We start from the raw sequence: 20,311 nt of genomic DNA, 5'->3' as shown, positions 1-20,311 counted from the left end.
CCCGCGTGGTCAATTGCTTCTGGCCGCGGGCGCCGCTGCGGGCGTCCCGGTGACCGGCGGCGGGGTGCCGCCCTGCTCGATGGTGCGCCAGCGGGCGACGTTCTTGTTGTGGTCGGCCAGCGTTTCCGCGAAGGCGTGCCCGCCGGTGCCATCGGCAACGAAGAACAGGTCCTTGGTCTTCGGCGGGTTGGCCACCGCCGCCAGTGCATCGCGCCCCGGATTGCAGATGGGGCCGGGCGGCAGCCCGTCGATGGCATAGGTATTGTAGGCGGTGGGGGTGGAAATGTCGGTGCGGCTGATGGGCCGGCCGAGGCTGCCGCGGCCGCCCGCGATGCCGTAGATGATGGTGGGATCGGACTGGAGCCGCATCTTCCTGTTGAGGCGGTTGACAAACACGGCGGCCACCTGGGGCCGCTCGTCCGCCTGCCCGGTCTCCTTCTCCACGATGGAGGCGAGGGTGACGAGCTCCTGCGGGCTGCGCAGGGGAACGTCCGGCGCGCGCTTGGCCCACAGGGCCTTCACCAGCTTCTGCTGGGCCTCGGCCATGTCGCGCAGCAGCTTCTCGCGGGACATGCCGCGCTGGATCCGGTAGGTCTCCGGCAGCAGCGTGCCTTCCAGGGGCACGGCCGGATTGCCGGTGAGCAATTCGTTGTCCATCAGGCGCTTGACCACCTGCTGGCTGGTCAGTCCCTCGGGAATGGTGATCTGGTGCAGCACCACCTTGCCCGAGGCGATGGTGTCGATGACGCCGGCCACCGACTGGCCCGGCTTGAACACATATTCGCCGGCCTTCAGCTCCGCGTCCGAGCGGGCGATGCGCTGGCCGGCCACGAAGACCAGCCAATTGTCGATCACGCCTTCGTGCTGGAGGAGTTCGGCCATGTCGGTGATGCCGCCGCGCGGGATGTTCACCGTCTTTTCCGTGGCCAGGGGGCCGGGCGCATAGAAGGCGCGCTGGGCGTACCAGGCGGCAAGGCCGCCGCCGACGGCCAGAAACAGGAGAAAGGTGAAAATGCCGCTGCCGATGGTCACCGCCGGGTGACGTGCGGCGCGCGAGGGGCGCGGCATGGCGCTGGCGGGCGGCTTGCGCGCCGCCTTTGCTGCCGAACGCGGCGCAGGCTTGGGGGCGGGCTTGGGTGCGGGCTTGCCGGCCGCCTTCGGCGCCGGGCCGGGCGCAGGAGGGGGGGCGGAGGCAGCAGCGGGCTTGGCAGCAGCGGGCTTGGCAGCGGTGGTCTTGTCTACGGTGGGCTTGGCTGCGGCCTGCCCGGTCGCGGGCGCCGCCGATGCTTCAGCACCTTCCGGGGCAGCCGCGGCGACCGGCCCGGGAGCGACGGTGCGCGGCGGTTCGCCGCCGGCAGCCTCGGATGGCGCCTCCGGGCGAGGCATGCCGGTTTGCGGTGATCCGTCGTTGGACTGGGCCATCAAGGGCTCCCCTGTCGTCGGCAAAGGCACGCGGCGGAACCTCTGGCCGGAGGCTCCCGAGCGGGCCCGGCAGGCCGGGCGCGCGCCGCAAATTGAACGGCGATGGTCGAAACCGCTCCGAACCTAGCAAAAGCGACCGTCGTGGCAACCGGATGGCAGCAAGATGCGGCCGGAAGATGCCCGATCCTGTAACCCGGCGCCCGCGCAGTTCCGTCCCGCCGGCGGGTTGCCTGCGGGACGGTGCCGCCGGTGTCGGGCGGCGAGGCGGATCAGGCGAAACGGATGGTGACCCGCAACTGCAAACGCGGAGCCCCAAGACCGCAGTGGCGTGAGCCGGCCCTTCGCGGCGGATGGGGCCATCCGTCGCCGTGGACCCCCTGGAGCGCGGTCCGCTCGCACGCTTACTGAATAACGCCCGTTCCGCCCTCGTGGTTCGACGCGACAGATGGAACCCATCTATCGCGGTCGAACCACAAGCCTTTGATCTGGTGGATCAACTTTTCGAAACGGATGGGAATCGTCCGTTTCGGTCGAACCGCTAGGCCGCATAGCGGCGGAAAATCAGGGACGCGTTCGTGCCGCCGAAGCCGAAGGAATTGGACAGCACCGCGTCGATCTTGCGGGGCTTGGCCTTCAGCGGCACGAGGTCGATGGGTGTCTCCACCGAAGGATTGTCGAGGTTCAGCGTCCCCGGCGCCATCTGGTCGCGCATGGCCAGCACAGAGAAGATGGCTTCCACGGCGCCGGCAGCCCCCAGGAGGTGGCCGATGGACGATTTCGTAGACGACATGGCGGTCTTGGCGGCCGCATTGCCGAGCAGCCGCTCCACCGCCTTCAGCTCGATCTCGTCAGCCATGGTGGAAGTGCCGTGGGCGTTGATGTAGTCGATGTCGTCCGCCGTCATCCCCGCCCGCTTCAGCGCCGCCGACATGCAGCGGAAGGCGCCGTCGCCGTCCATGGACGGGGCGGTGATGTGGAAGGCGTCGCCCGACAGGCCATAGCCCACCAGCTCGGCATAGATCCTGGCGCCGCGCGCCTTGGCGTGCTCCAGCTCCTCAAGCACCACCACGCCCGCGCCCTCGCCCATGACGAAGCCGTCGCGGTCCCTGTCATAGGGACGGGAGGCGCGGGTCGGGTCGTCGTTGAAGGCGGTACACAGGGCCTTGCAGGCGGCGAAGCCGGCGATGGAGAGGCGGTTCACCGGCGATTCGGTGCCGCCCGCCACCATCACGTCCGCATCGCCGAGCGCGATCAGCCGCCCGGCGTCGCCGATGGCATGGGCGCCGGTGGAGCAGGCCGTGACCACCGCGTGGTTCGGCCCCTTCAGCCCGTGCTGGATGGAGACGTAGCCGCCGGCAAGGTTGATGAGCCGGCCGGGAATGAAGAAGGGGGAGATGCGCCGCGGACCGCGGTCCTTCAGCAGCAGGGAGGCCTCGGCGATGCCCTCGATGCCGCCGATGCCGGAGCCGATCAGCACGCCGGAGGTGATCTGGTCCTCATAGGTGGAGGGATGCCAGCCGGCATCGTCCAGCGCCTGCGTGGCAGCCGCCATGGCGAAGACGATGAACTCGTCCACCTTGCGCTGTTCCTTGGGCTCCATCCACTGGTCGGCATTGAAGGTGCCGTCCGAGCCGTCGCCGCGGGGAATGTTGGCGGCGATCCTGCAGGCGAGGTCCGACACGTCGAAATGTCCGACCTGCTTCACGCCGCTCTCGCCGGCGAGCAGCCGCCGCCATGTCGGCTCGACGCCGCAGCCGAGCGGCGTCACCATGCCGAGGCCGGTGACGACAACACGTCTCATGAGGAAAACTCCGGGAGGCTGACCGCCGACGCGCGCGGCGTCCGGCCTGGTACGACAACGGCCGCGGGCGCAAGGCGCCGCGCGACCGTCGAATGAAGACGCGTCAGGCTCAAGCCGCGTTCTTCTCGAGGAACTTGATCGCGTCGCCAACCGTCAGGATGGTCTCGGCGGCATCGTCCGGGATCTCGCAGTTGAAGGCCTCCTCGAAGGCCATCACGAGTTCCACGGTGTCGAGGCTGTCGGCGCCGAGATCGTCGATGAAGGAGGCGGTCTCCGTGACCTTGTCGGCCTCCACGCCCAGATGCTCCGCGACAATCTTCTTCACCCGCTCGGCGATGTCACTCATCGATGCAACCCTCGTTGTTCGGATAATCCCGTTGCCGTTCGGCGGCTGGAGGAGGGCATAATGCCTTTTTTATGCCGTGCCCAGCCCCCTCAGTCGCGAGGGAGGAGCGAATCCGGCCCATACATCCCCGCCCCGCGCGCAGGCGAAGGAGCCCCCGAAAGGCGCCCCCGCCCGGCCCGGCAATGGGGCTCGTTAGCACACTCCCCGGCACCTGACCAGTAACGCCGCGGCCTTGCGGGTGAAACGCCGCGGCGCTAGACGCCGCGGGGATGCGATTGCGCCGCAGCCGCTGGGCGGGACCAGCCCCGCGCAGGATGTGGTGCGGATTGACCACGCCCCGGCAAGGCCTCAGGCCATGTCATGCGGGCGGCTCTGCCTCAGGTGGCCGGGACATGGCGGACGAGAAGGAAAAATCCGAGCGGCTCGCCGCCGCGCTGCGCGCCAACCTCCTGCGGCGCAAAGCCCAGGCGCGCGCGCGCCGCGAGGAACCCGCGCCGGCGTCGCCGGCCCCGGGGCCGGATTTGCCGCAGGCCGGGCCCGGCTCCGTGCCGGCCGGTCCGCCCATGCCGCAAGGGCAGGGTGACGGCGGCGCGCCGGATGCGGAGGTATCTGCACGCGGAAGTGGTGCTCCTGCCGCCTCCGGTGCGCCACGGATTGTGCCGGAGGGCGAGGCGGGCTAGACATTCCCCCTTCCACCTGAAATCGGCAGGGACCGCGGGCACCGGCGGCGCGCCGGGACCTCAGCCAGGGACCAAGGACAGCATGGACAAGATTCGCATCGTCGGCGGACACGAGCTCAACGGCACCATTCCCATTTCCGGTGCCAAGAATGCAGCGCTCCCGCTGATGATCGCGAGCCTCCTCACCGAGGAGAAGCTGATTCTCGAAAATGTCCCGCGCCTGGCGGACGTGGCCCTGCTGCAGCGCATCCTGGGCAATCACGGGGTGGACATCACCACCAACGGCAAGCGCAACGGGGATGATCCCTGCGCCGGCCAGACGCTGGAGATCGACGCGCGGGTGATCGTGGACACCACGGCCCCCTACGATCTCGTCTCGCGCATGCGGGCCTCGTTCTGGGTGGTGGGGCCGCTGCTCGCCCGCATGGGCGTCGCCCGCGTCTCCCTGCCGGGCGGCTGCGCCATCGGCACGCGGCCGGTGGATTTCCATCTCGATGCCCTGCGTGCCCTGGGTGCGGATATCGACATCGACGCCGGCTATGTGGTGGCGAAGGCGCCCAACGGCCTTGTAGGCGCGCGCATCGTCTTCCCCAAGGTGTCGGTGGGGGCCACCCACACCGCCCTCATGGCCGCCGCGCTGGCCCGCGGCGAAAGCATCATCGAGAATGCCGCCCGCGAGCCGGAGATCGTGGACCTCGCGGACTGCCTGGTGAAGATGGGGGCGCACATTTCCGGCGCCGGCACCTCCACCATCCATGTGGACGGCGTACCGCGGCTGAAGGCCGCCCGCCATGCGGTGCTGCCCGACCGGATCGAGACCGGCACCTATGCCATGGCCACCGCCATGGTGGGCGGCGACGTGATGCTGGCGGGCGCGCGGCCCGATCTGCTGGAAAGCGTGCTGGAGATCCTGCGCCAGGCGGGGGCCGAGATCGACGCCACCAACGAGGGCATCCGGGTGCGCCGCAATGGCGCGGGAATCCTGCCGGTGGAGGTTTCCACCGCCCCCTATCCGGGCTTCCCCACCGACCTCCAGGCCCAGCTGATGGCGCTCATGACCCGGGCGCAAGGGCGCTCGCGCATCACCGAAACCATCTTCGAGAACCGCTTCATGCATGTGCAGGAGCTGGCCCGCCTGGGCGCGAAGATCCAGCTGGACGGCGACACCGCCACCATCGAGGGCGTCGAGCGGCTCACCGGCGCGCCGGTGATGGCCACCGACCTGCGCGCCTCGGTCTCCCTCGTCATCGCCGGCCTTGCCGCGGAAGGGGAAACCATGGTGCAGCGCGTCTATCACCTGGACCGCGGCTTCGAGAAGCTGGAAGAGAAGCTCTCGCGCTGCGGCGCCGAGGTGGAGCGCATCAGCGGCTGAGGGTACAATCGCCGGCTCCAGCTGAGCTCGCCGGGATGCAACGCGGCGGGATGTGAAGCGGCCGGGAGGCGGGACGGGGGAGGGGGCGCCGGCGCGCCGGCCTATTTCTCCGCGGCCCCCTGCTCCACCGCCACCACCTTGCCGCGATCCACCGCCAGGGCGAGGCGGCCGGCCTTCAGGGCCAGCGCCCGCTCGCCGAACAATTCCCGCCGCCAGCCCTTCATCGCCGGCACGTCGGCATCGTCGCTGACGGCGATGCGCTCCAGGTCTTCCGTGGTGGCGATCACCTTGGCGGCCACGGCATTTTGCTCCGCCGTCATGCGCAGCAGCACCTTCAGCAGTTCCACGGTGGCGCCGGCGCCATTGGGCAGGGCCTTGTCGCGCTCGATGCGGGGCAGGGACTTGGGGTCGCGGGCGAGGCCCCGCTTCACCGCCTCCAGCACCGCCTCGCCATAGCGCGATCGCTCGAAGCCCTTGGGCAGGGTGCGCAGCTCCGCCAGCTTTTCGGGGGTCTGCGGCTGCTGGAGGGCGATCTCGCCGATCACGTCGTCCTTGATGACGCGCCCGCGGGGCAGGTCGCGGGCCTGCGCCTCGCTCTCGCGCCAGGCCGCCACTTCCACCAGGACCGCCAGCTCCCGCGGCTTGCGCACCCGCGACTTGAGCCGCTCCCAGGCGGTTTCGGGCGCCTGCTCGTAGGTGGCGGGGGAGGTGAGGACGTGCATCTCCTCGCCCACCCACTCGCCCCGGCCGCGGGCGTCGAGATCGGATGTCAGCTTCACATAGATGTCGCGCAGGTGGGTCACGTCGGCGATGGCGTAGGTGAGCTGGGCCTGGCTGAGGGGCCGCCGCGACCAGTCGGTGAAGCGCGAGGATTTGTCGAGGCTGTGCCCGGTGGTCCGCTGCACCAGCTGGTCATAGGAAATGCTGTCGCCATACCCCAGAACCATGGCCGCCACCTGGGTGTCGAACACCGGATGGGGGATCAGCCGGGCCTGGTGCCAGATGATCTCGATGTCCTGCCGGCCGGCATGGAACACCTTCATCACCCGCTCATTGCCCATGAGGCGGAAGAAGGGCGCCAGGTCGAGGCCGTCGGCGAGGGCGTCGATGATGATGGCCTCGTCCGGCGAAGCCACCTGCACAACGCAGAGCTTGGGCCAGAACGTGGTCTCCCGCAGAAATTCCGTGTCAACCGTGACAAAGGGATGGCGGGCTAAACGCTCGCAGGCGGCTGCCAGCGCCTCGGTCGAAGTGATGGGGTCCATGTGCGAAACATACCTACGCGACGCCGCCGGGAAAAGGGAATGTGGCGCGATTTTGTCATGCTGCGGCGCACGCGAGACGCAGGGCCGCCTCCGCGGAGGCCGGCCGCCCCAGCAGGAACGCCTGGAGGTGCGTGCATCCTTCCAGCTTCATGAGGCTCACCTGCTCCTCCGTCTCGATGCCCTCGGCGGTGCTGGTCAGCGAGAGCGCGTGCGAAAGCCCCAGCACGGCATGGAGGATGGCGCGATTCGACGGGCTGCTCCCGGCCCCCTGGACGAACAGACGATCCACCTTGATTCGGCCGATGGGCAGGTTGTGGAGGTATGATAGGGAGGAATAGCCCGTTCCGAAATCATCGAGGGCGATGGTGATTCCCTCCCGGCGGAGGGCATCGAGCGCCGAATGCACGGTCGCGCCTTCGTTCAGCAGAACCGATTCGGTGATTTCCAGTTCCAGCCGCCGGCTCGGCAGGCCGGTCCGTGCAAGGGCGGCCAGCACCTGCTCGGTGACCTTGCCGTCGCGGAACTGCACCGGGGAAAGATTGATCGAGATGAACAGGTGGTCCGGCCACGACATGGCGGCACGGCAGGCCTCCTCCAGCACCCAGGCGCCGATGGGCATGATGAGCCCGGTCTCCTCCACCACGGGGATGAAATCGGCGGGAGACACTTGCCCGCGCACGGGATGCTGCCAGCGCAGCAGCGCCTCGAAGCCGGCGAGGCGCCGCGTCGCGGCATCGAAGATGGGCTGGTAGACGAGGTGGAACTGGTGCAGCCGCCAGGCCTCGTCGAGCTCGAACTGCAGTTCCTGCCGGGCCTTGGCGGCCTGGGCGATGCGGTCGGAGAACTCCCGGATGGCACCCCGGCCTTCGCTTTTGGCCGCATAGAGGGCCAGGTCCGCATTCTTCAGGAGGCTGAGCACGGAATCGCCGTCCCGCGGGCTGATGGTGATGCCCACCGAGCAGCCGATGGCCAAGCGATGGCGGTCCACCAGATGCGGCGCGCCGATGGCGGCGACCACCGCCGTGGCGAGGTCCCGCGCCCCCTGCTTCTCGCGGATGCCCTTGCGCACGATGGCGAACTCGTCCCCGCCCAGCCGCGCCAGGAGGCCGTCCGCCTGGAGCGTCTCCGTCAGGCGCCTTGCCACCGCTTGCAGCAGCGTGTTGCCCACGTCATGGCCCAGCGTGTCGTTGATCACCTTGAAGGAGTCCAGGTCCAGGAACAGCAAGGCAAAAGGTGTGTCGCGCTCGTGGGTCAGCAGGTGGTCGATCTGCTCGGTCAGGCGCAGCCGGTTGGGCAGGCCGGTGAGGGGATCGGTGCGGGCCATGTGACGCTCGAAGGCGGTCAGTTCGCGTTGGTCGCGCAGGTGCCGGGCGACGAAGATGGCGGCAAGGCCGATGAGGAGGCAGAACAGGAGGGCGGCGACGACGATGGGCAGCAGCATCCGCAGCAGCGTTGCTTCCACCGCCTCCGTCGTGTCGCTCACGATGACGCTGACCGGGACGCCCGCCTTGATGTGGCGGACAACCGATAGCCGTTCGTGATCGTCGAGGATGCCGGCAGAAAGGCGGCCGCCGCCGGGGGGCAGAGCGGCGAGCGCTGCGGCGATGCGTTGGCGGCCATGCTGCGCCGCGCCGCTGGCGGTGCCGGCGGCGGGGGAGAGGGGGGGCGCGCTGGCAAGCACGGTGCCGTCGGTGCGGACGAGGGCGATGAGGCCGCCGGGGCCAAGGTCCAGGTGCGAGAGCGTCGCTTCCAGATAGAACCGGTCCAGGGCCGTGAGCAGCACGCCCAGGAACTGGCCGTCCGGCGCGTCGATGCGGCGGCCGAGGAAAATGTTGGGCAAATGGGAGATGCGGCCGGTCATGGGCTCCGTGAGATAGGTCATCCCCGGGGGACCACTCTCAAGGATCTGGAAGTAAAGGCGGTCGTTATTGTCCACCGGCGGGGCGGGCCAGACCCGGGTGGTGACGAGGACGTGCCCCTTGTTGTCCATGAGGCTCAGCGCGTCGATGAAGGGCAGCCCGGAGATGCGCGCCCGCAACTGGTCGTGGGCGGAGCGGGGCGACATGGCGCCGGCCAGGGCTTCGGGGCTGGTAACCCCGGCATTGCGCAGGGCATCGGCGATGCCGGTCTGCACCAGCTCGATGGCCTGGAACGCGCGACTGGTTTCCTCCGACAGGGAGATGGCGAGGTTGTTGAGCGATTTCACCTGAAACCTGAGGCCCTCGCGCCACAGGGTGCTGATGATGACGAGCGTGGTGGCGATGACGATCGCCATCAAGGCCAGGGCGGCGATGAACAGCCGCTTCTCTGCCCATACGAACCCATGTGACCCGGCCTCGCGCCGTGCGGCGTGCCGGTACGCACTTGATCTTGGGCTTTCGCCTCGCAGCACCACGGCCGTTCAGGCTCCTGTTGCCGCTTCAGTTTAGGCGACCGCCCGGCCCCTTCGTCAATGGTGCGGAATTCGCGATGCGCCAGACTTCCGGTTGCAGTGGCCGCCTTGCGGTGCGGCAGGCGGGGCGCGGCGGGATCGCCCTTAAGCCACCGCCATGGTGCGCATCAGGGCCTCCTCGGCGGTGCCGGGGCGGCCGAGGAGATAGCCCTGGAGGTGGGTGCAGCCTTCCTCCACCATGATCTTGCGCTGGCCTTCCGTCTCGATGCCTTCCGCCGTGCACCGCAGCGAAAGGGTGCCGGCCAGGCTGACGATGGCCCGCGTGATGGCGAGGCTCTCCGGCGAGGTCTCGATCTGCTCGACGAAGGTGCGATCCACCTTGATGCGCCCGATGCTCAGCATGCGCAGGTATCGCAGGGAGGAATAGCCGGTGCCGAAATCATCCAGGGCGACCGTGATTCCCTCCTCGCGGAACTGCTGCAGCGTCGCCCGCACCACGGGGCCTTCCTGGAGCAGGGTGGATTCGGTGATCTCGATCTCCAGCCGGTCGGGCCGCAGGCCGGATGCATCGAGGGCCGAGCGCACCTGGTGCAGGGCCTGCCCGCCGCGGAACTGGAGGGCGGACAGGTTGATGGAGATGAAGATGGGGTCCGGCCACTGTGCCGCAGCCCGGCAGGCCTCCATCAGCACCCAGGCCCCAAGGGGGAAGATGAGGCCGGTTTCCTCCGCCAGCGGAATGAAGACATCGGGCGGCACGAGCCCGCGCTGGGGGTGATGCCAGCGGGCGAGCGCCTCGAAGCCGGCAAGGCGGCCGCTGCGCGCCTCGAAGATCGGCTGGTAGGCCAGGAAGAACTGGTGCCCCTTCCAGGCAGCATGGAGATCAAGCTCCAGGAGGCGTCGTTCCCGGGCGCTGCGTTCCATCTCCTCCTGGAACATGCGGGCGACGCCGCGCCCGTCGCTCTTGGCGCGATACAGGGCGAGGTCGGCGCTCTTCAGCAGGCCCGCCACCTGCACCCCGTCCTTGGGGCACAAGGCGATGCCGACGCTGCAACTGCCCACCACCCTGTGGTCGCCCAGGAAGAACGGCTCCTGCAGGGTTTCGATGATGCCGCGGGCAAAGTCGATCACATCGCTGTCGGAGTTCGGCCCGAGATGGAGGATCGCGAACTCGTCCCCGCCGAACCGGGCGACGGTGTCGGAGGCCCGAAGCCGCCGGCGCAGGCGCTGGGCCACCTCCACCAGCATGGAATCACCCACGTCATGGCCCAGCGTGTCGTTCACCGACTTGAAATAGTCGAGGTCGAGGAAGAGCAACGCAAAGGCAGCCGGCTCGCCCGGCGCAGCCACGTGCCGCTCCATCTCGTCGGCGAAGCCGAGCCGGTTGGCGAGGCCGGTGAGCGGATCGGTGCGCGCCATGGCGTGCTGTGTCTCGGCGAAGGCGCGCGACCGCAGCATGTGGCGGCCCAGGCCGAAGCTGACGAGGGCGATGGTGAGGCAGAGCAGGCCCGCGGTAAGCAGGATGGGCAGCACGCGCTCCCACATCTGCCGGCTGACGGCTCCCGCGCTCTCGCTCACCACCACCGCGACCGGCAGGTTGCCGATGGGCTGCACCGCCGCGATGCGGGCCTTCTCGTCCAGCACGCCGGCCGGAACCGCCTCCGCGAAGGCGGGTTTGAAAATCTCGGCGGCGATGCGGGCGCGGACGGCGGCATCCTGGTGCGCGGTGCCGGCGCTGCCGGGGAAGCGCGCCAGCAGTGCGCCATCACGGCGCACCAGCGCAATCTGTCCGTCGGCGCTGAGGCGGATGGTGCCGTAGAAGCGCTCGAAATAGGCCTGCTCCATGGCACCGAGCACCAGCCCGAGGAAGCGTCCGTCCGGCGTGGTGAGACGCTGGGCGAGGTAGATGGTGGCCGTGCCCGTGCCGCGGTTCGGCACCGGCTCGCTCACGAACAGCGGCGGCCCGTCCATGGCCTTCAGGACCTTGAAATAGTCGCGGTCCGCCACGTTGACCTCGGGAATGGGCCAGTAGCGCGAGAAATTCACCAGCCGGCCGGTGGCGTCGACCAGGGTTATGGCGTCGAGAAAGGGCAGGCCGGAAATCTTGTCGCGCATCATGTCGTGGATCGCCTTGCCTCCCATGCCGGCGGCAAGCTGGGTGCGGTCCTCGATCTGCAGTTCCTCCATATGGTCGATGATGTCGTTCTGGATGATCTGGAGGCCCTGGAACGCCCGCGCGGTCTGCTCGGCGATGGTGAGGGCGAGGTTCTGCAACTCGCGGCGGCGATCCGCCATGCCATCCTGGCGCAGGCCTTCCACGAGGGCGGCAGCCACCCCCACCACCACGGCGATCAGCAGAACCGTGAGGATGGCGAGCGGGACCGGGCCCAGCCCTCCGGGCCGGCGGGCCTCGTTCCGCCCGCTGTCGCGCCCTTGCGGCGTCGTCATGCCGACCCCTTGATTGCTCGCCCCCTGCGCCTCCAAGCCCTTCGGGCGAGGCCGCGGGCGCATGCTAACATGCTTTGATTTCTCATGAACAGCACTCGTGCTTGACAAGGGCCGGGGCACATGCACCTTCGCCCCGCCTCAGACGCGGACTTGCGTGCCGTGGTGCGCGCAGACGCCGCGCCCCGGCACCGGTCGCAGCCTCGGGCGCCCTGCGCGCGCCGCTGCGGCTGCGCGCGGGGTGGCCGGCGGTGGGTCGAAAGACCGCGTCGCATCCATTCAGCCTTGAAAGGGCGACCCCATGCACCGCTACCGCTCCCATACCTGCGGCGCGCTTTCGACCGCCGATGTGGGCGAGATCGTCCGCCTGTCCGGCTGGTGCCACCGCATCCGCGACCATGGCGGCGTGCTGTTCATCGACCTGCGCGACCATTACGGCCTCACCCAGGTGGTGGTGGACCCCGACAGCGCCGCCTTCAAGGATGCCGAGAAGGTGCGCTCCGAATGGGTCATCCGCATCGACGGCAAGGTGCGCCTGCGCCCCGAGGGCACGGAAAATCCCGATCTCGCCACCGGCGCCGTGGAGGTCTATGCCGCCGAGCTGGAAGTCCTCGGCCCGGCCGCGGAATTGCCGCTGCCGGTGTTCGGCGACGTGGAATATCCCGAGGAGACGCGGCTGAAGTACCGCTTCCTCGACCTGCGCCGCGAGAAGCTCCACCGCAACATCATGACCCGCGGCGCCATCATCGATTCCATGCGCGCGCGCATGAAGGCGCAGGGCTTCTTCGAGTTCCAGACCCCCATCCTCACCGCCTCCTCGCCGGAAGGCGCGCGCGACTTCCTGGTGCCGTCCCGCCTGCATCCCGGCAAGTTCTATGCGCTGCCGCAGGCGCCCCAGCAGTACAAGCAGCTGATCATGATGAGCGGCTTCGACCGCTACTTCCAGATCGCCCCCTGCTTCCGCGACGAGGACCCGCGCGCCGACCGCCTGCCGGGCGAATTCTACCAGCTCGACCTGGAGATGAGCTTCGTCGAGCAGGACGACGTGTTCGCCGCCATGGAGCCGGTCATCACCGGCGTGTTCGAGGATTTCGCCGGCGGCAAGCCGGTGACCAGGAACTGGCCGCGCATTCCCTATGCCGAATCCCTGCGCAAGTACGGCACTGACAAGCCGGACCTGCGCAATCCCCTCGTCATGCAGAACGTCTCCGAGCCTTTCCGCGGCTCGGGCTTCAAGGTGTTCGCCCGCATGCTGGAGGTGGAGAAGAACGAGGTGTGGGCCATCCCCGCCCCCGGCGGCGGCTCTAGAGCCTTTTGCGACCGCATGAATTCGTGGGCGCAGGGCGAGGGCCAGCCGGGGCTGGGCTACATCATGTGGCGTGAAGGCGGGGAGGGCGCCGGCCCGCTCGCCAACAACATCGGCCCCGAACGCACCGAGGCCATCCGCGACCAGCTCGGCCTCAAGGCGGGCGATGCCGCCTTCTTCGTCGCCGGCGACCCGGACAAGTTCGTGAAGTTCGCCGGCCTTGCCCGCACCAAGGTGGGCGAGGAGCTGAACCTCATCGACAAGGACCGCTTCGAGCTGGCCTGGATCGTCGATTTCCCCTTCTACGAATATTCGGAGGAGGAGAAGAAGATCGACTTCTCCCACAACCCCTTCTCCATGCCCCAGGGCGGGCTCGACGCGCTCACCACCCAGGACCCGCTCACCATCAAGGCGTTCCAGTACGACATCGCCTGCAACGGCTATGAGATCGCCTCGGGCGGCATCCGCAACCATCGCCCCGAGGCCATGGTGAAGGCGTTCGAGATCGCCGGCTATGACGAGGCCACCGTGGTGGAGCGCTTCGGCGGCATGTATCGCGCGTTCCAGTACGGCGCGCCGCCCCATGGTGGCATGGCGGCGGGCGTGGACCGCATCGTCATGCTGTTGTGCGGCACCACCAATTTGCGCGAAATCTCCATCTTCCCCATGAACCAGCAGGCCCTGGACCTGCTCATGGGCGCGCCCAACGAGGCGAGCCCGAAGCAACTGCGCGAGCTGCACATCCGCCCGGTGCCGCAGGCCAAATAAGTATAGGCTGCTTCCCTTGGGGCCTGAGCCGGGCGCGCGATGGATGCGCCCGCCACCCCGGGGAGGACGCTCATGCGGATTGCCTATGCGATGCTTGTGGTCGCTGCCGTGCTGTGCCCGGCGGCGGCCATGGCCGACGAGGCCACCGACAAGGCCGCTTTGGCGCGGCAGGTGGCGGAATTGTCGGTGGAGCCCGGCCTTGACGGGCGCGTGGGCCGCATGATCGGCCAGGTGGTGGAGAAGCTGCCGGCCGACCGGCAGGGCGAGGCGCGCACCGTCCTGCTCAAGGAGTCCGCCGGCATCCGCGCGGACCTGCTTTTGGTGTTCGCCACCTATTATGCCAGCGCCTTCACCCTCGACGAGCTGAAGCAGCTCGCCGCTTTCTACGCCAGCCCCCTCGGCCGCAAGCTGGTGCGGGTGGAGGAGGAGAAGCCGGCCGAGGTGAACGCCTCCATCCAGCAGCAGATCATGAAGCTGGTGGTCCTGTTCAACACGCCCGGCGCCGGCTCCCGTTAGAGGGGGCTCCGGCCGGGGTGACGCCACCTGCCCAGTCGCCACCTGCCCAGTCGCCACTTGCCCACAGGTCATGGGGCGGGAGGCGCCGTCGGTGCCGGCGCGCTGCCACCCGCGCCGCCTCGCGCAGGGCGCCACTCACGGCGCCGCCGTTGCGGTGAAGGTGAATGCCTCCAGCAGCGCGGCGGGGTCGTCGGTGGCGGCCAGCGCCAGCAGCGGCACCCGGCCCTTGGGGGTCGCGGTGATGGTCAGCGTGCCCGGCTGGCGCAGGAACGACACCACCGCCGCCCCCACCTGCGCCGCATCCGGCGAGACGGTGGCGAAGTCGGCGGCGATCGCCTCGGCCAGCTCCACCACTTGTTGACGATAGGCGTCCTCGCTCACGCCCTCGGCCGCGGCCAGCTGCGCCACCATGAGCCGGGCAAGGCCCAGGTCGGTGAGGGTCAGCTTGGCGGGGCCGGCAGCGGCCTGCGGCCAGGCGGAGACGAAGCCGGTGGCGTCGGTAAAGGCGGAGGGCGGCACCTCCGCCACCGTGGTCTCCACGTTCAGGCGGAAGGCCCCCTTCACCTCGGATGCCACGGGGGCGAAGGTGAGGGTGCGGGCGTCCGCATCATAGGCGGCCTTGAGCGCCAGCGAGATGGAGGCCTGCTTCATGCCGGCATTCACCAGATAGGTGAAGGGCTCCCCGTCCTCCAGCCGGATCGGGCCGGTCACGTCGCTCAAGGTGAAGTCCAGCCCGGTGGGAAGGGCGCCGCCCCGCGTACCGGTCCAGCCCAAAGTGAGCCGGCCGATGCGGACCGGGCCGGCGTCCGGCGCATCCCCGTGGGGGACTTCGAGGTCCGACAGCTCCAGCCCGGACATGACCTTGAACAGGATCAGCGCCGACAGGGGCGAGGGCGACTGTGCCTCGGCGGCAAGGCGGGACATCTGGTTGAGGTCGAGGCGGCGCAGCGTGAACCGCCCCAGGCGGCCCTTGGCGCCTGCCGGCGCGGCGCTGCCCGGGGCGCTGGCTTCCACGCCCTCCAGGGTGAAGGCGTCGAGCACGCCGGCGGCGAGGCCTTCCATGCGGAGCGCAGCGATGCGGGACTCTTCGCCCGGCTGCCGCATCCTGAAGTCCGTGACCGCCACGGTGCGGAAGGCGACGCCGTCCAGCAGGTCGCGGGAGAAGCTCCATGGCCCGCCGGCCCTCCTCCGGGGTCAGGCTGGCGCCCTTGAGGGTCAGGGCGTTGAAGGCGGCCACGCGCTTGGGGTCGAAGGCGGAGGGCTTGAGGCCGGCATGCTCCACCAGGAGCGCCGCGGCGGTGATGGTGGGCCCGTTCTCCTGGGTCATGGAATAGGGGCCGGTGACGATCTTGCCGTAGATGCGCCCGTAGGTGTCCGCCACCTTGCCGGTCGCGTCCGGCGCCGTCATGGCGAGGAGCGGGGCGGTGTCGATCTGCACCGCCACGATCCCCTGCAGCTGCCCGCTGATGCGCCCTGGCGCCTTCTGCGCCGCGGCTCCTTCCGCAGTGGCAGGCGCCATGGAGAAGACGGCCTTGTCCACGATGAGGCTGCGGATGGTGCCGGCATTGACCCCTTCCGCAGCGACATTGGTGTAGGTCGCCTCGGTCGGCGGCACGCCGGCGGCGACGAAGCGGGTGTGAATTTCCGGGATGGTGACCTTGGCGGCGGTGGTGGCGGCGATCTGCCGCAAGGCCACGCGCATGGCGCCGAACGGCCCGGTGCCCTCGCCGGCGGCGATCAAAGCGAGGGGGCCGGTGTAGCGGTCGATCATCACCTGCGGGAGCTTGTAGGTGATGGTGCCGCCAGCGGCCGAATCGCCGGTGAGGGTCACCTGCATCCCGTCGATGTCGAGGGCATCGAGGGCCACCCGCCGGTCACGCGGGCGCTCGCCGCCGCGGGCGAGCAGGCGGTCGATGGTGACGGTGGCGGAGCCGTCGGCGGAAACCACGGAGATGCCGGAAATGGTGATGGCGGATTCGCGCGGATCATAGTGCGCATCGACGAAGCTGGCCTTGGCCCCGGTCGCGCGCAGGGTGGAGAAAGCAGCGTCCACCTCCGCCCGCACCCGCGCGCGCGCCCATTCCACGAAGCCGAAATAGCCGCCGGCTGAAAGCACGGCCAGCACGGCCAATCCCGCCGCAATGCGAAGGCCGATCCTCTTGCTCATCTGCGATCCTTCCCGCTTGCCGGCGCGCGCAGGGCCGCCATGCGATTCAAGCATACCCCAAAATTGTGCGCCCGACCGTGACACGGGAAGATGCGGGAGCTAGGTTGCCGCGCGTTTCACGCGGTGGTCCGCGCTGGGGAGGGGGAGGGGCATGGCGTCCAATATTTCCGATGATCTTCGTTCGGGCGCGCTCATCTACCATCGCCTTCCGAAGCCGGGGAAGCTGGAAATCCAGGCGACCAAGCCGCTTGGCAACCAGCGCGACCTTGCCCTGGCCTATTCCCCCGGGGTCGCGGCGGCCTGCGAGGCCATTGCGGCGGATCCCCTGCAGGCGGCCGAGCTGACCATCCGCGCGAATCTCGTCGGCGTCGTCTCCAACGGAACCGCGGTGCTCGGCCTCGGCAATATCGGCCCGCTCGCCGGCAAGCCGGTGATGGAGGGCAAGGCGGTCCTGTTCAAGAAGTTCGCCGGCATCGACGTGTTCGACATCGAGATCGACGCCCTCACCGTGGAGCGCATGGTCGAGGTGGTGAGCGCCCTGGAGCCCACCTTCGGCGGCATCAACCTGGAAGACATCAAGGCCCCCGAGTGCTTCGAGGTCGAGCGGCTGCTGCGCGAGCGCATGAAGATCCCGGTCTTCCACGACGACCAGCACGGCACCGCCATCATCGTCGGCGCGGCGGTGCGCAATGCGCTGGAGGTGGGCAACCGCAAGATCGAGGACCTCAAGATCGTCGCTTCCGGCGCGGGGGCGGCGGCGCTGGCCTGCCTCAACCTGCTGGTCACCCTCGGGGCCCGGCGGGAGAACATCTGGGTCTGCGACATCGAGGGCGTGGTCTATGACGGCCGCAATACCCTCATGGACCCCTACAAGGAGAAGTTCGCCCAGAAGACCGACAAGCGCACCCTGGACGAGGTGATCGACGGCGCCCACATCTTCCTCGGCCTCTCCGCCGGCGGCGTGCTCACGCCCGACATGGTGAAGAAGATGGCGGACCACCCGCTCATCCTGGCGCTGGCCAACCCCACCCCGGAGATCATGCCCGAGCTGGCGCGCGAGGCCCGGCCCGATGCCATGATCTGCACCGGCCGGTCCGACTTCCCCAACCAGGTCAACAATGTCCTGTGCTTCCCCTACATCTTCCGCGGGGCGCTGGACGTGGGGGCCACCGACATCAACGCCGAGATGAAGATGGCGGCGGTGGAGGCCATCGCGGCGCTGGCGCGCGAGACGCCGTCCGACGTGGTGGCGCGGGCCTATGGCGGGGAGACCCGCATGTTCGGCCCCGATTCGCTCATTCCCTCGCCGTTCGATCCGCGCCTCATCCTGCGCATCGCCCCGGCGGTGGCCAAGGCGGCCATGGACACCGGCATCGCCACCCGCCCCATCATGGATTTCGACGCCTACAGCGAGCAGCTGGACCATTTCGTCTTCCGCTCGGGCTTCATCATGCGGCCGCTGTTCGCCCAGGCGAAGCGCGACATCAAGCGTGTGATCTATGCCGAGGGCGAGGACGAGCGGGTGCTGCGCGCCGTGCAGGCGGTGGTGGAGGAAGGCATCGCCCGCCCCACCCTGGTGGCCCGCCCCAATGTGGTGGATGCCCGCATCAAGCGCTTCGGCCTCTCCATCCGCCCCGGGCACGATTTCGACCTCGTGAACCCGGAGGATGATCCGCGCTATCGCGACTATGTGCGCGACTATGTGGAAGTGGCCGGCCGCCGCGGCGTCACCCCGTCCGCTGCCCGCACGCTGGTGCGCACCCACCCCACCGTCATCGCCGCCCTCGCCGTGCGGCGCGGGGAGGCGGACGCCATGCTGTGCGGCATCGAGGGCCGCTTCACCCGGCACCTGCGCCAGGTGCGCGACATCATCGGCCTCGCGCCCGGGGTGCAGGAGCTGGCGGCGCTGTCGCTGCTCATCACCCCCAAGGGCAATTTCTTCATCTGCGACACCCAGATCCAGACCGAGCCCAGCGCCGCCGACCTCGCCGAAATGACGGTGCTGGCCGCCGCCCATGTGCGCCGGTTCGGGCTGGAGCCGCGGGTGGCGCTGCTCTCCCACTCCAATTTCGGCAGCCACGAGACGCTGGCGGCCAAGAGGGTGCGGGCCGCCCTCGCCTTCCTGCGCGAGCGCGAGCCGGACCTGCAGGTGGATGGCGAGATGCAGGCCGACGCCGCGCTGGTGGAGGAGATCCGCCGCAACAGCTTCCCCCATTCCAAGCTGAGCGGGGTCGCCAACGTGCTGGTGATGCCGGACCTCGACGCCGCGGACATCGCCTACAACATGATCAAGGTGCTGGGCGATGCCCTGCCGGTGGGTCCCATCCTCATGGGCACCGCCAAGCCGGCCCACATCCTCGGCCCCACCATTACCGCCCGCGGCATCGTCAACATGACCGCCGTGGCGGTGGCCGAAGCCCAGACCTGCTGATTTCGGCCGGGCCGCCCACCGGGGCGGCCCCCGCCAACCCTGCCCCGGCCGGCCCCGCTTGCTGGGGAGAGCAGGGTGGGGCTGGATGCTTCCGCCTCGTCCTGTGGTTCAGGAGCCGGGGCGCTCCGTTTCCGCCCCTTGCAGCGGTCCGAAACACCGAGCTCTTGCCCCCTCCCCAGCCCTCCCCCGCAAGCGGGAGAGGGGGCGGGGCGGTTCTGCGGGGCGCTCCGTTTCCGCCCCTTGCAGCGGTCCGAAACACCGAGCTCTTGCCCCCTCCCCAGCCCTCCCCCGCAAGCGGGAGAGGGGGCGGGGCGGTTCTGCGGGGCGCTACGTTTCCGCCCCTTGCAGCGGTCCGAAACACCGAACTCTTGCCCCCTCCCCAGCCCTCCCCCGCAAGCGGGAGAGGGGGCGGGGCGGTTCTGCGGGGCGCTCCGTTTCCGCCCCTTGCAGCGGTCCGAAACACCGAGCTCTTGCCCCCTCCCCAGCCCTCCCCCGCAAGCGGGAGAGGGGGCGGGGCGGTTCTGCGGGGCGCTCCGTTTCCGCCCCTTGCAGCGGTCCGAAACACCGAGCTCTTGCCCCCTCCTCAGCCTTCCCCCGCAAGCGGGAGAGGGGGCGGGCTGGTTCTGCCGGGAGCGCTGTGGCGGCCTATGGCGCCGGATTGGCGAGGATGCCGGAGGTGTAGCGCTCCATCAAAGCGCTGAAGGGCGTGCCGTCGGGCAGGGTCAGCACCGCGCGGTGCTCCAGCACGAAGACGGGCACCGCGAGGGGGGGCGCCGGTTGCGGATGCGCAAGGGCCGGTGCGGCGGTGTCCGCCGGGGTCCAGACCATGCGGGCTTCCAGGGTGCGGCGGCGGAAGTCCAGCGGCCGCACCACCTTGCCGAAGGGGGTGTCGGTGGTGTCCAGCACCGCATTCATCTGCGGCGTCAGGCGGTCGGGCAAATAGTAATTGTCCGCTTCCGAGAGCACCACCGCGCCGCAGGTGAGCCGAACGCGGCGGTGGCGCACGGGGGTGTCGGGGCCGGCGCCGAGCAGGGCGCGCACCGCTTCCGGCGCCGGGCCTTCCGCCGCGCGCACCCGCTCGGCCCGCACCAAAGCGGGGTTGGCGATGCGGTGTCCGGCGCACCAGCCTTCCAGGGTGGCGGTGGCGCTGGCCTGGGCCAGGAGGGCGGCGTTGAGGGCCTCGATCTGCCCCTGGGCGGCCTGCCGGGCCTCGGGCGTATCCGGCCAGACCGGTGCCGCGCCGCCGGAAGCGGCGCCCGCCGGCTCGCCCGCCGCCAGGGCCAGCGCCGGGGCGAGGAAGGCCGCCACCAGCACGAAAGGCGTGAACGCGGACAAAGCGGACAAAAGCATGTTTCGCGGGGCCTTGCTGGAAACGGGCGGGCGCGCTTCCTCCATAGCGCAAG

At 69.5% G+C, this 20,311-nt stretch carries 14 protein-coding genes; 6 read left to right on the top strand and 8 right to left on the bottom strand.

Annotation, left to right across the window (positions count from 1 at the left end; all coding sequences use genetic code 11):
* Nucleotides 1–9: 9 nt before the first annotated feature.
* The 3 genes from mltG to ACI7BZ_RS20215 all read right to left on the bottom strand — a co-directional run bounded on the left by mltG (nucleotide 10) and on the right by ACI7BZ_RS20215 (nucleotide 3,569).
* On the bottom strand, nucleotides 10–1,422 hold the full coding sequence (mltG, locus tag ACI7BZ_RS20225; protein WP_414118926.1) for an endolytic transglycosylase MltG: 1,413 nt from the start codon (nucleotides 1,420–1,422) through the stop codon (nucleotides 10–12).
* Between the two features lie 538 nt (nucleotides 1,423–1,960).
* On the bottom strand, nucleotides 1,961–3,223 hold the full coding sequence (fabF, locus tag ACI7BZ_RS20220; protein WP_414118925.1) for a beta-ketoacyl-ACP synthase II: 1,263 nt from the start codon (nucleotides 3,221–3,223) through the stop codon (nucleotides 1,961–1,963).
* Between the two features lie 109 nt (nucleotides 3,224–3,332).
* The gene (locus tag ACI7BZ_RS20215) at nucleotides 3,333–3,569 is read right to left on the bottom strand and encodes an acyl carrier protein (protein ID WP_282889809.1); all 237 of its coding nucleotides are present in this window, start codon (nucleotides 3,567–3,569) and stop codon (nucleotides 3,333–3,335) included.
* 392 nt (nucleotides 3,570–3,961) lie between these two features.
* On the opposite strand from ACI7BZ_RS20215, the gene ACI7BZ_RS20210 reads away from it, so the two are divergent.
* Both ACI7BZ_RS20210 and murA read left to right on the top strand, forming a co-directional pair.
* Nucleotides 3,962–4,249 (top strand): hypothetical protein, encoded by a 288-nt coding sequence (locus tag ACI7BZ_RS20210; RefSeq protein ID WP_414118924.1) that lies wholly within the window; start codon nucleotides 3,962–3,964, stop codon nucleotides 4,247–4,249.
* 82 nt (nucleotides 4,250–4,331) lie between these two features.
* Nucleotides 4,332–5,621 (top strand): UDP-N-acetylglucosamine 1-carboxyvinyltransferase, encoded by a 1,290-nt coding sequence (gene murA / locus ACI7BZ_RS20205; RefSeq protein WP_414118923.1) that lies wholly within the window; start codon nucleotides 4,332–4,334, stop codon nucleotides 5,619–5,621.
* 101 nt (nucleotides 5,622–5,722) lie between these two features.
* Here the strand turns inward: murA and rnd are convergent, their stop codons facing one another.
* The 3 genes from rnd to ACI7BZ_RS20190 all read right to left on the bottom strand — a co-directional run bounded on the left by rnd (nucleotide 5,723) and on the right by ACI7BZ_RS20190 (nucleotide 11,723).
* Nucleotides 5,723–6,886 (bottom strand): ribonuclease D, encoded by a 1,164-nt coding sequence (rnd, locus tag ACI7BZ_RS20200; RefSeq protein ID WP_414118922.1) that lies wholly within the window; start codon nucleotides 6,884–6,886, stop codon nucleotides 5,723–5,725.
* Between the two features lie 55 nt (nucleotides 6,887–6,941).
* Nucleotides 6,942–9,161, bottom strand: coding sequence for a putative bifunctional diguanylate cyclase/phosphodiesterase (locus ACI7BZ_RS20195; RefSeq protein ID WP_414118921.1), 2,220 nt, complete (start codon nucleotides 9,159–9,161; stop codon nucleotides 6,942–6,944).
* Between the two features lie 261 nt (nucleotides 9,162–9,422).
* Nucleotides 9,423–11,723 (bottom strand): putative bifunctional diguanylate cyclase/phosphodiesterase, encoded by a 2,301-nt coding sequence (locus ACI7BZ_RS20190; RefSeq protein ID WP_414118920.1) that lies wholly within the window; start codon nucleotides 11,721–11,723, stop codon nucleotides 9,423–9,425.
* 298 nt (nucleotides 11,724–12,021) lie between these two features.
* On the opposite strand from ACI7BZ_RS20190, the gene aspS reads away from it, so the two are divergent.
* The gene (gene aspS, locus ACI7BZ_RS20185; protein WP_414118919.1) at nucleotides 12,022–13,794 is read left to right on the top strand and encodes an aspartate--tRNA ligase; all 1,773 of its coding nucleotides are present in this window, start codon (nucleotides 12,022–12,024) and stop codon (nucleotides 13,792–13,794) included.
* A 72-nt stretch (nucleotides 13,795–13,866) separates the two neighbouring features.
* Nucleotides 13,867–14,310 (top strand): DUF2059 domain-containing protein, encoded by a 444-nt coding sequence (locus ACI7BZ_RS20180; RefSeq protein ID WP_414118918.1) that lies wholly within the window; start codon nucleotides 13,867–13,869, stop codon nucleotides 14,308–14,310.
* A 135-nt stretch (nucleotides 14,311–14,445) separates the two neighbouring features.
* On the opposite strand, the gene ACI7BZ_RS20175 is transcribed toward ACI7BZ_RS20180, so the two are convergent.
* Entirely contained in the window at nucleotides 14,446–15,414 is a 969-nt protein-coding gene (locus ACI7BZ_RS20175) for an aq_1923 C-terminal domain (protein WP_414118917.1), read from the bottom strand.
* 169 nt (nucleotides 15,415–15,583) lie between these two features.
* Here ACI7BZ_RS20175 and ACI7BZ_RS20170 point away from each other — a divergent pair, with 169 nt between their 5' ends.
* Nucleotides 15,584–16,420 carry a hypothetical protein gene (locus tag ACI7BZ_RS20170; protein ID WP_414118916.1) on the top strand — a complete coding sequence of 279 codons (837 nt, stop codon included), beginning with the start codon at nucleotides 15,584–15,586 and terminating at the stop codon, nucleotides 16,418–16,420.
* A 208-nt stretch (nucleotides 16,421–16,628) separates the two neighbouring features.
* Complete coding sequence (locus tag ACI7BZ_RS20165; RefSeq protein ID WP_414118915.1) at nucleotides 16,629–18,908, top strand: NADP-dependent malic enzyme; 2,280 nt, start codon at nucleotides 16,629–16,631, stop codon at nucleotides 18,906–18,908.
* Between the two features lie 645 nt (nucleotides 18,909–19,553).
* On the opposite strand, the gene ACI7BZ_RS20160 is transcribed toward ACI7BZ_RS20165, so the two are convergent.
* A complete protein-coding gene (locus ACI7BZ_RS20160) occupies nucleotides 19,554–20,252 on the bottom strand; it encodes a hypothetical protein (RefSeq protein WP_414118914.1) in 699 nt (232 codons plus the stop codon).
* Nucleotides 20,253–20,311: the final 59 nt, after the last annotated feature.

The organism is Xanthobacter sp. AM11, assembly GCF_047444035.1.
Lineage (GTDB): Bacteria > Pseudomonadota > Alphaproteobacteria > Rhizobiales > Xanthobacteraceae > Xanthobacter.
This window is presented reverse-complemented; position numbering and strand designations above follow the sequence as displayed.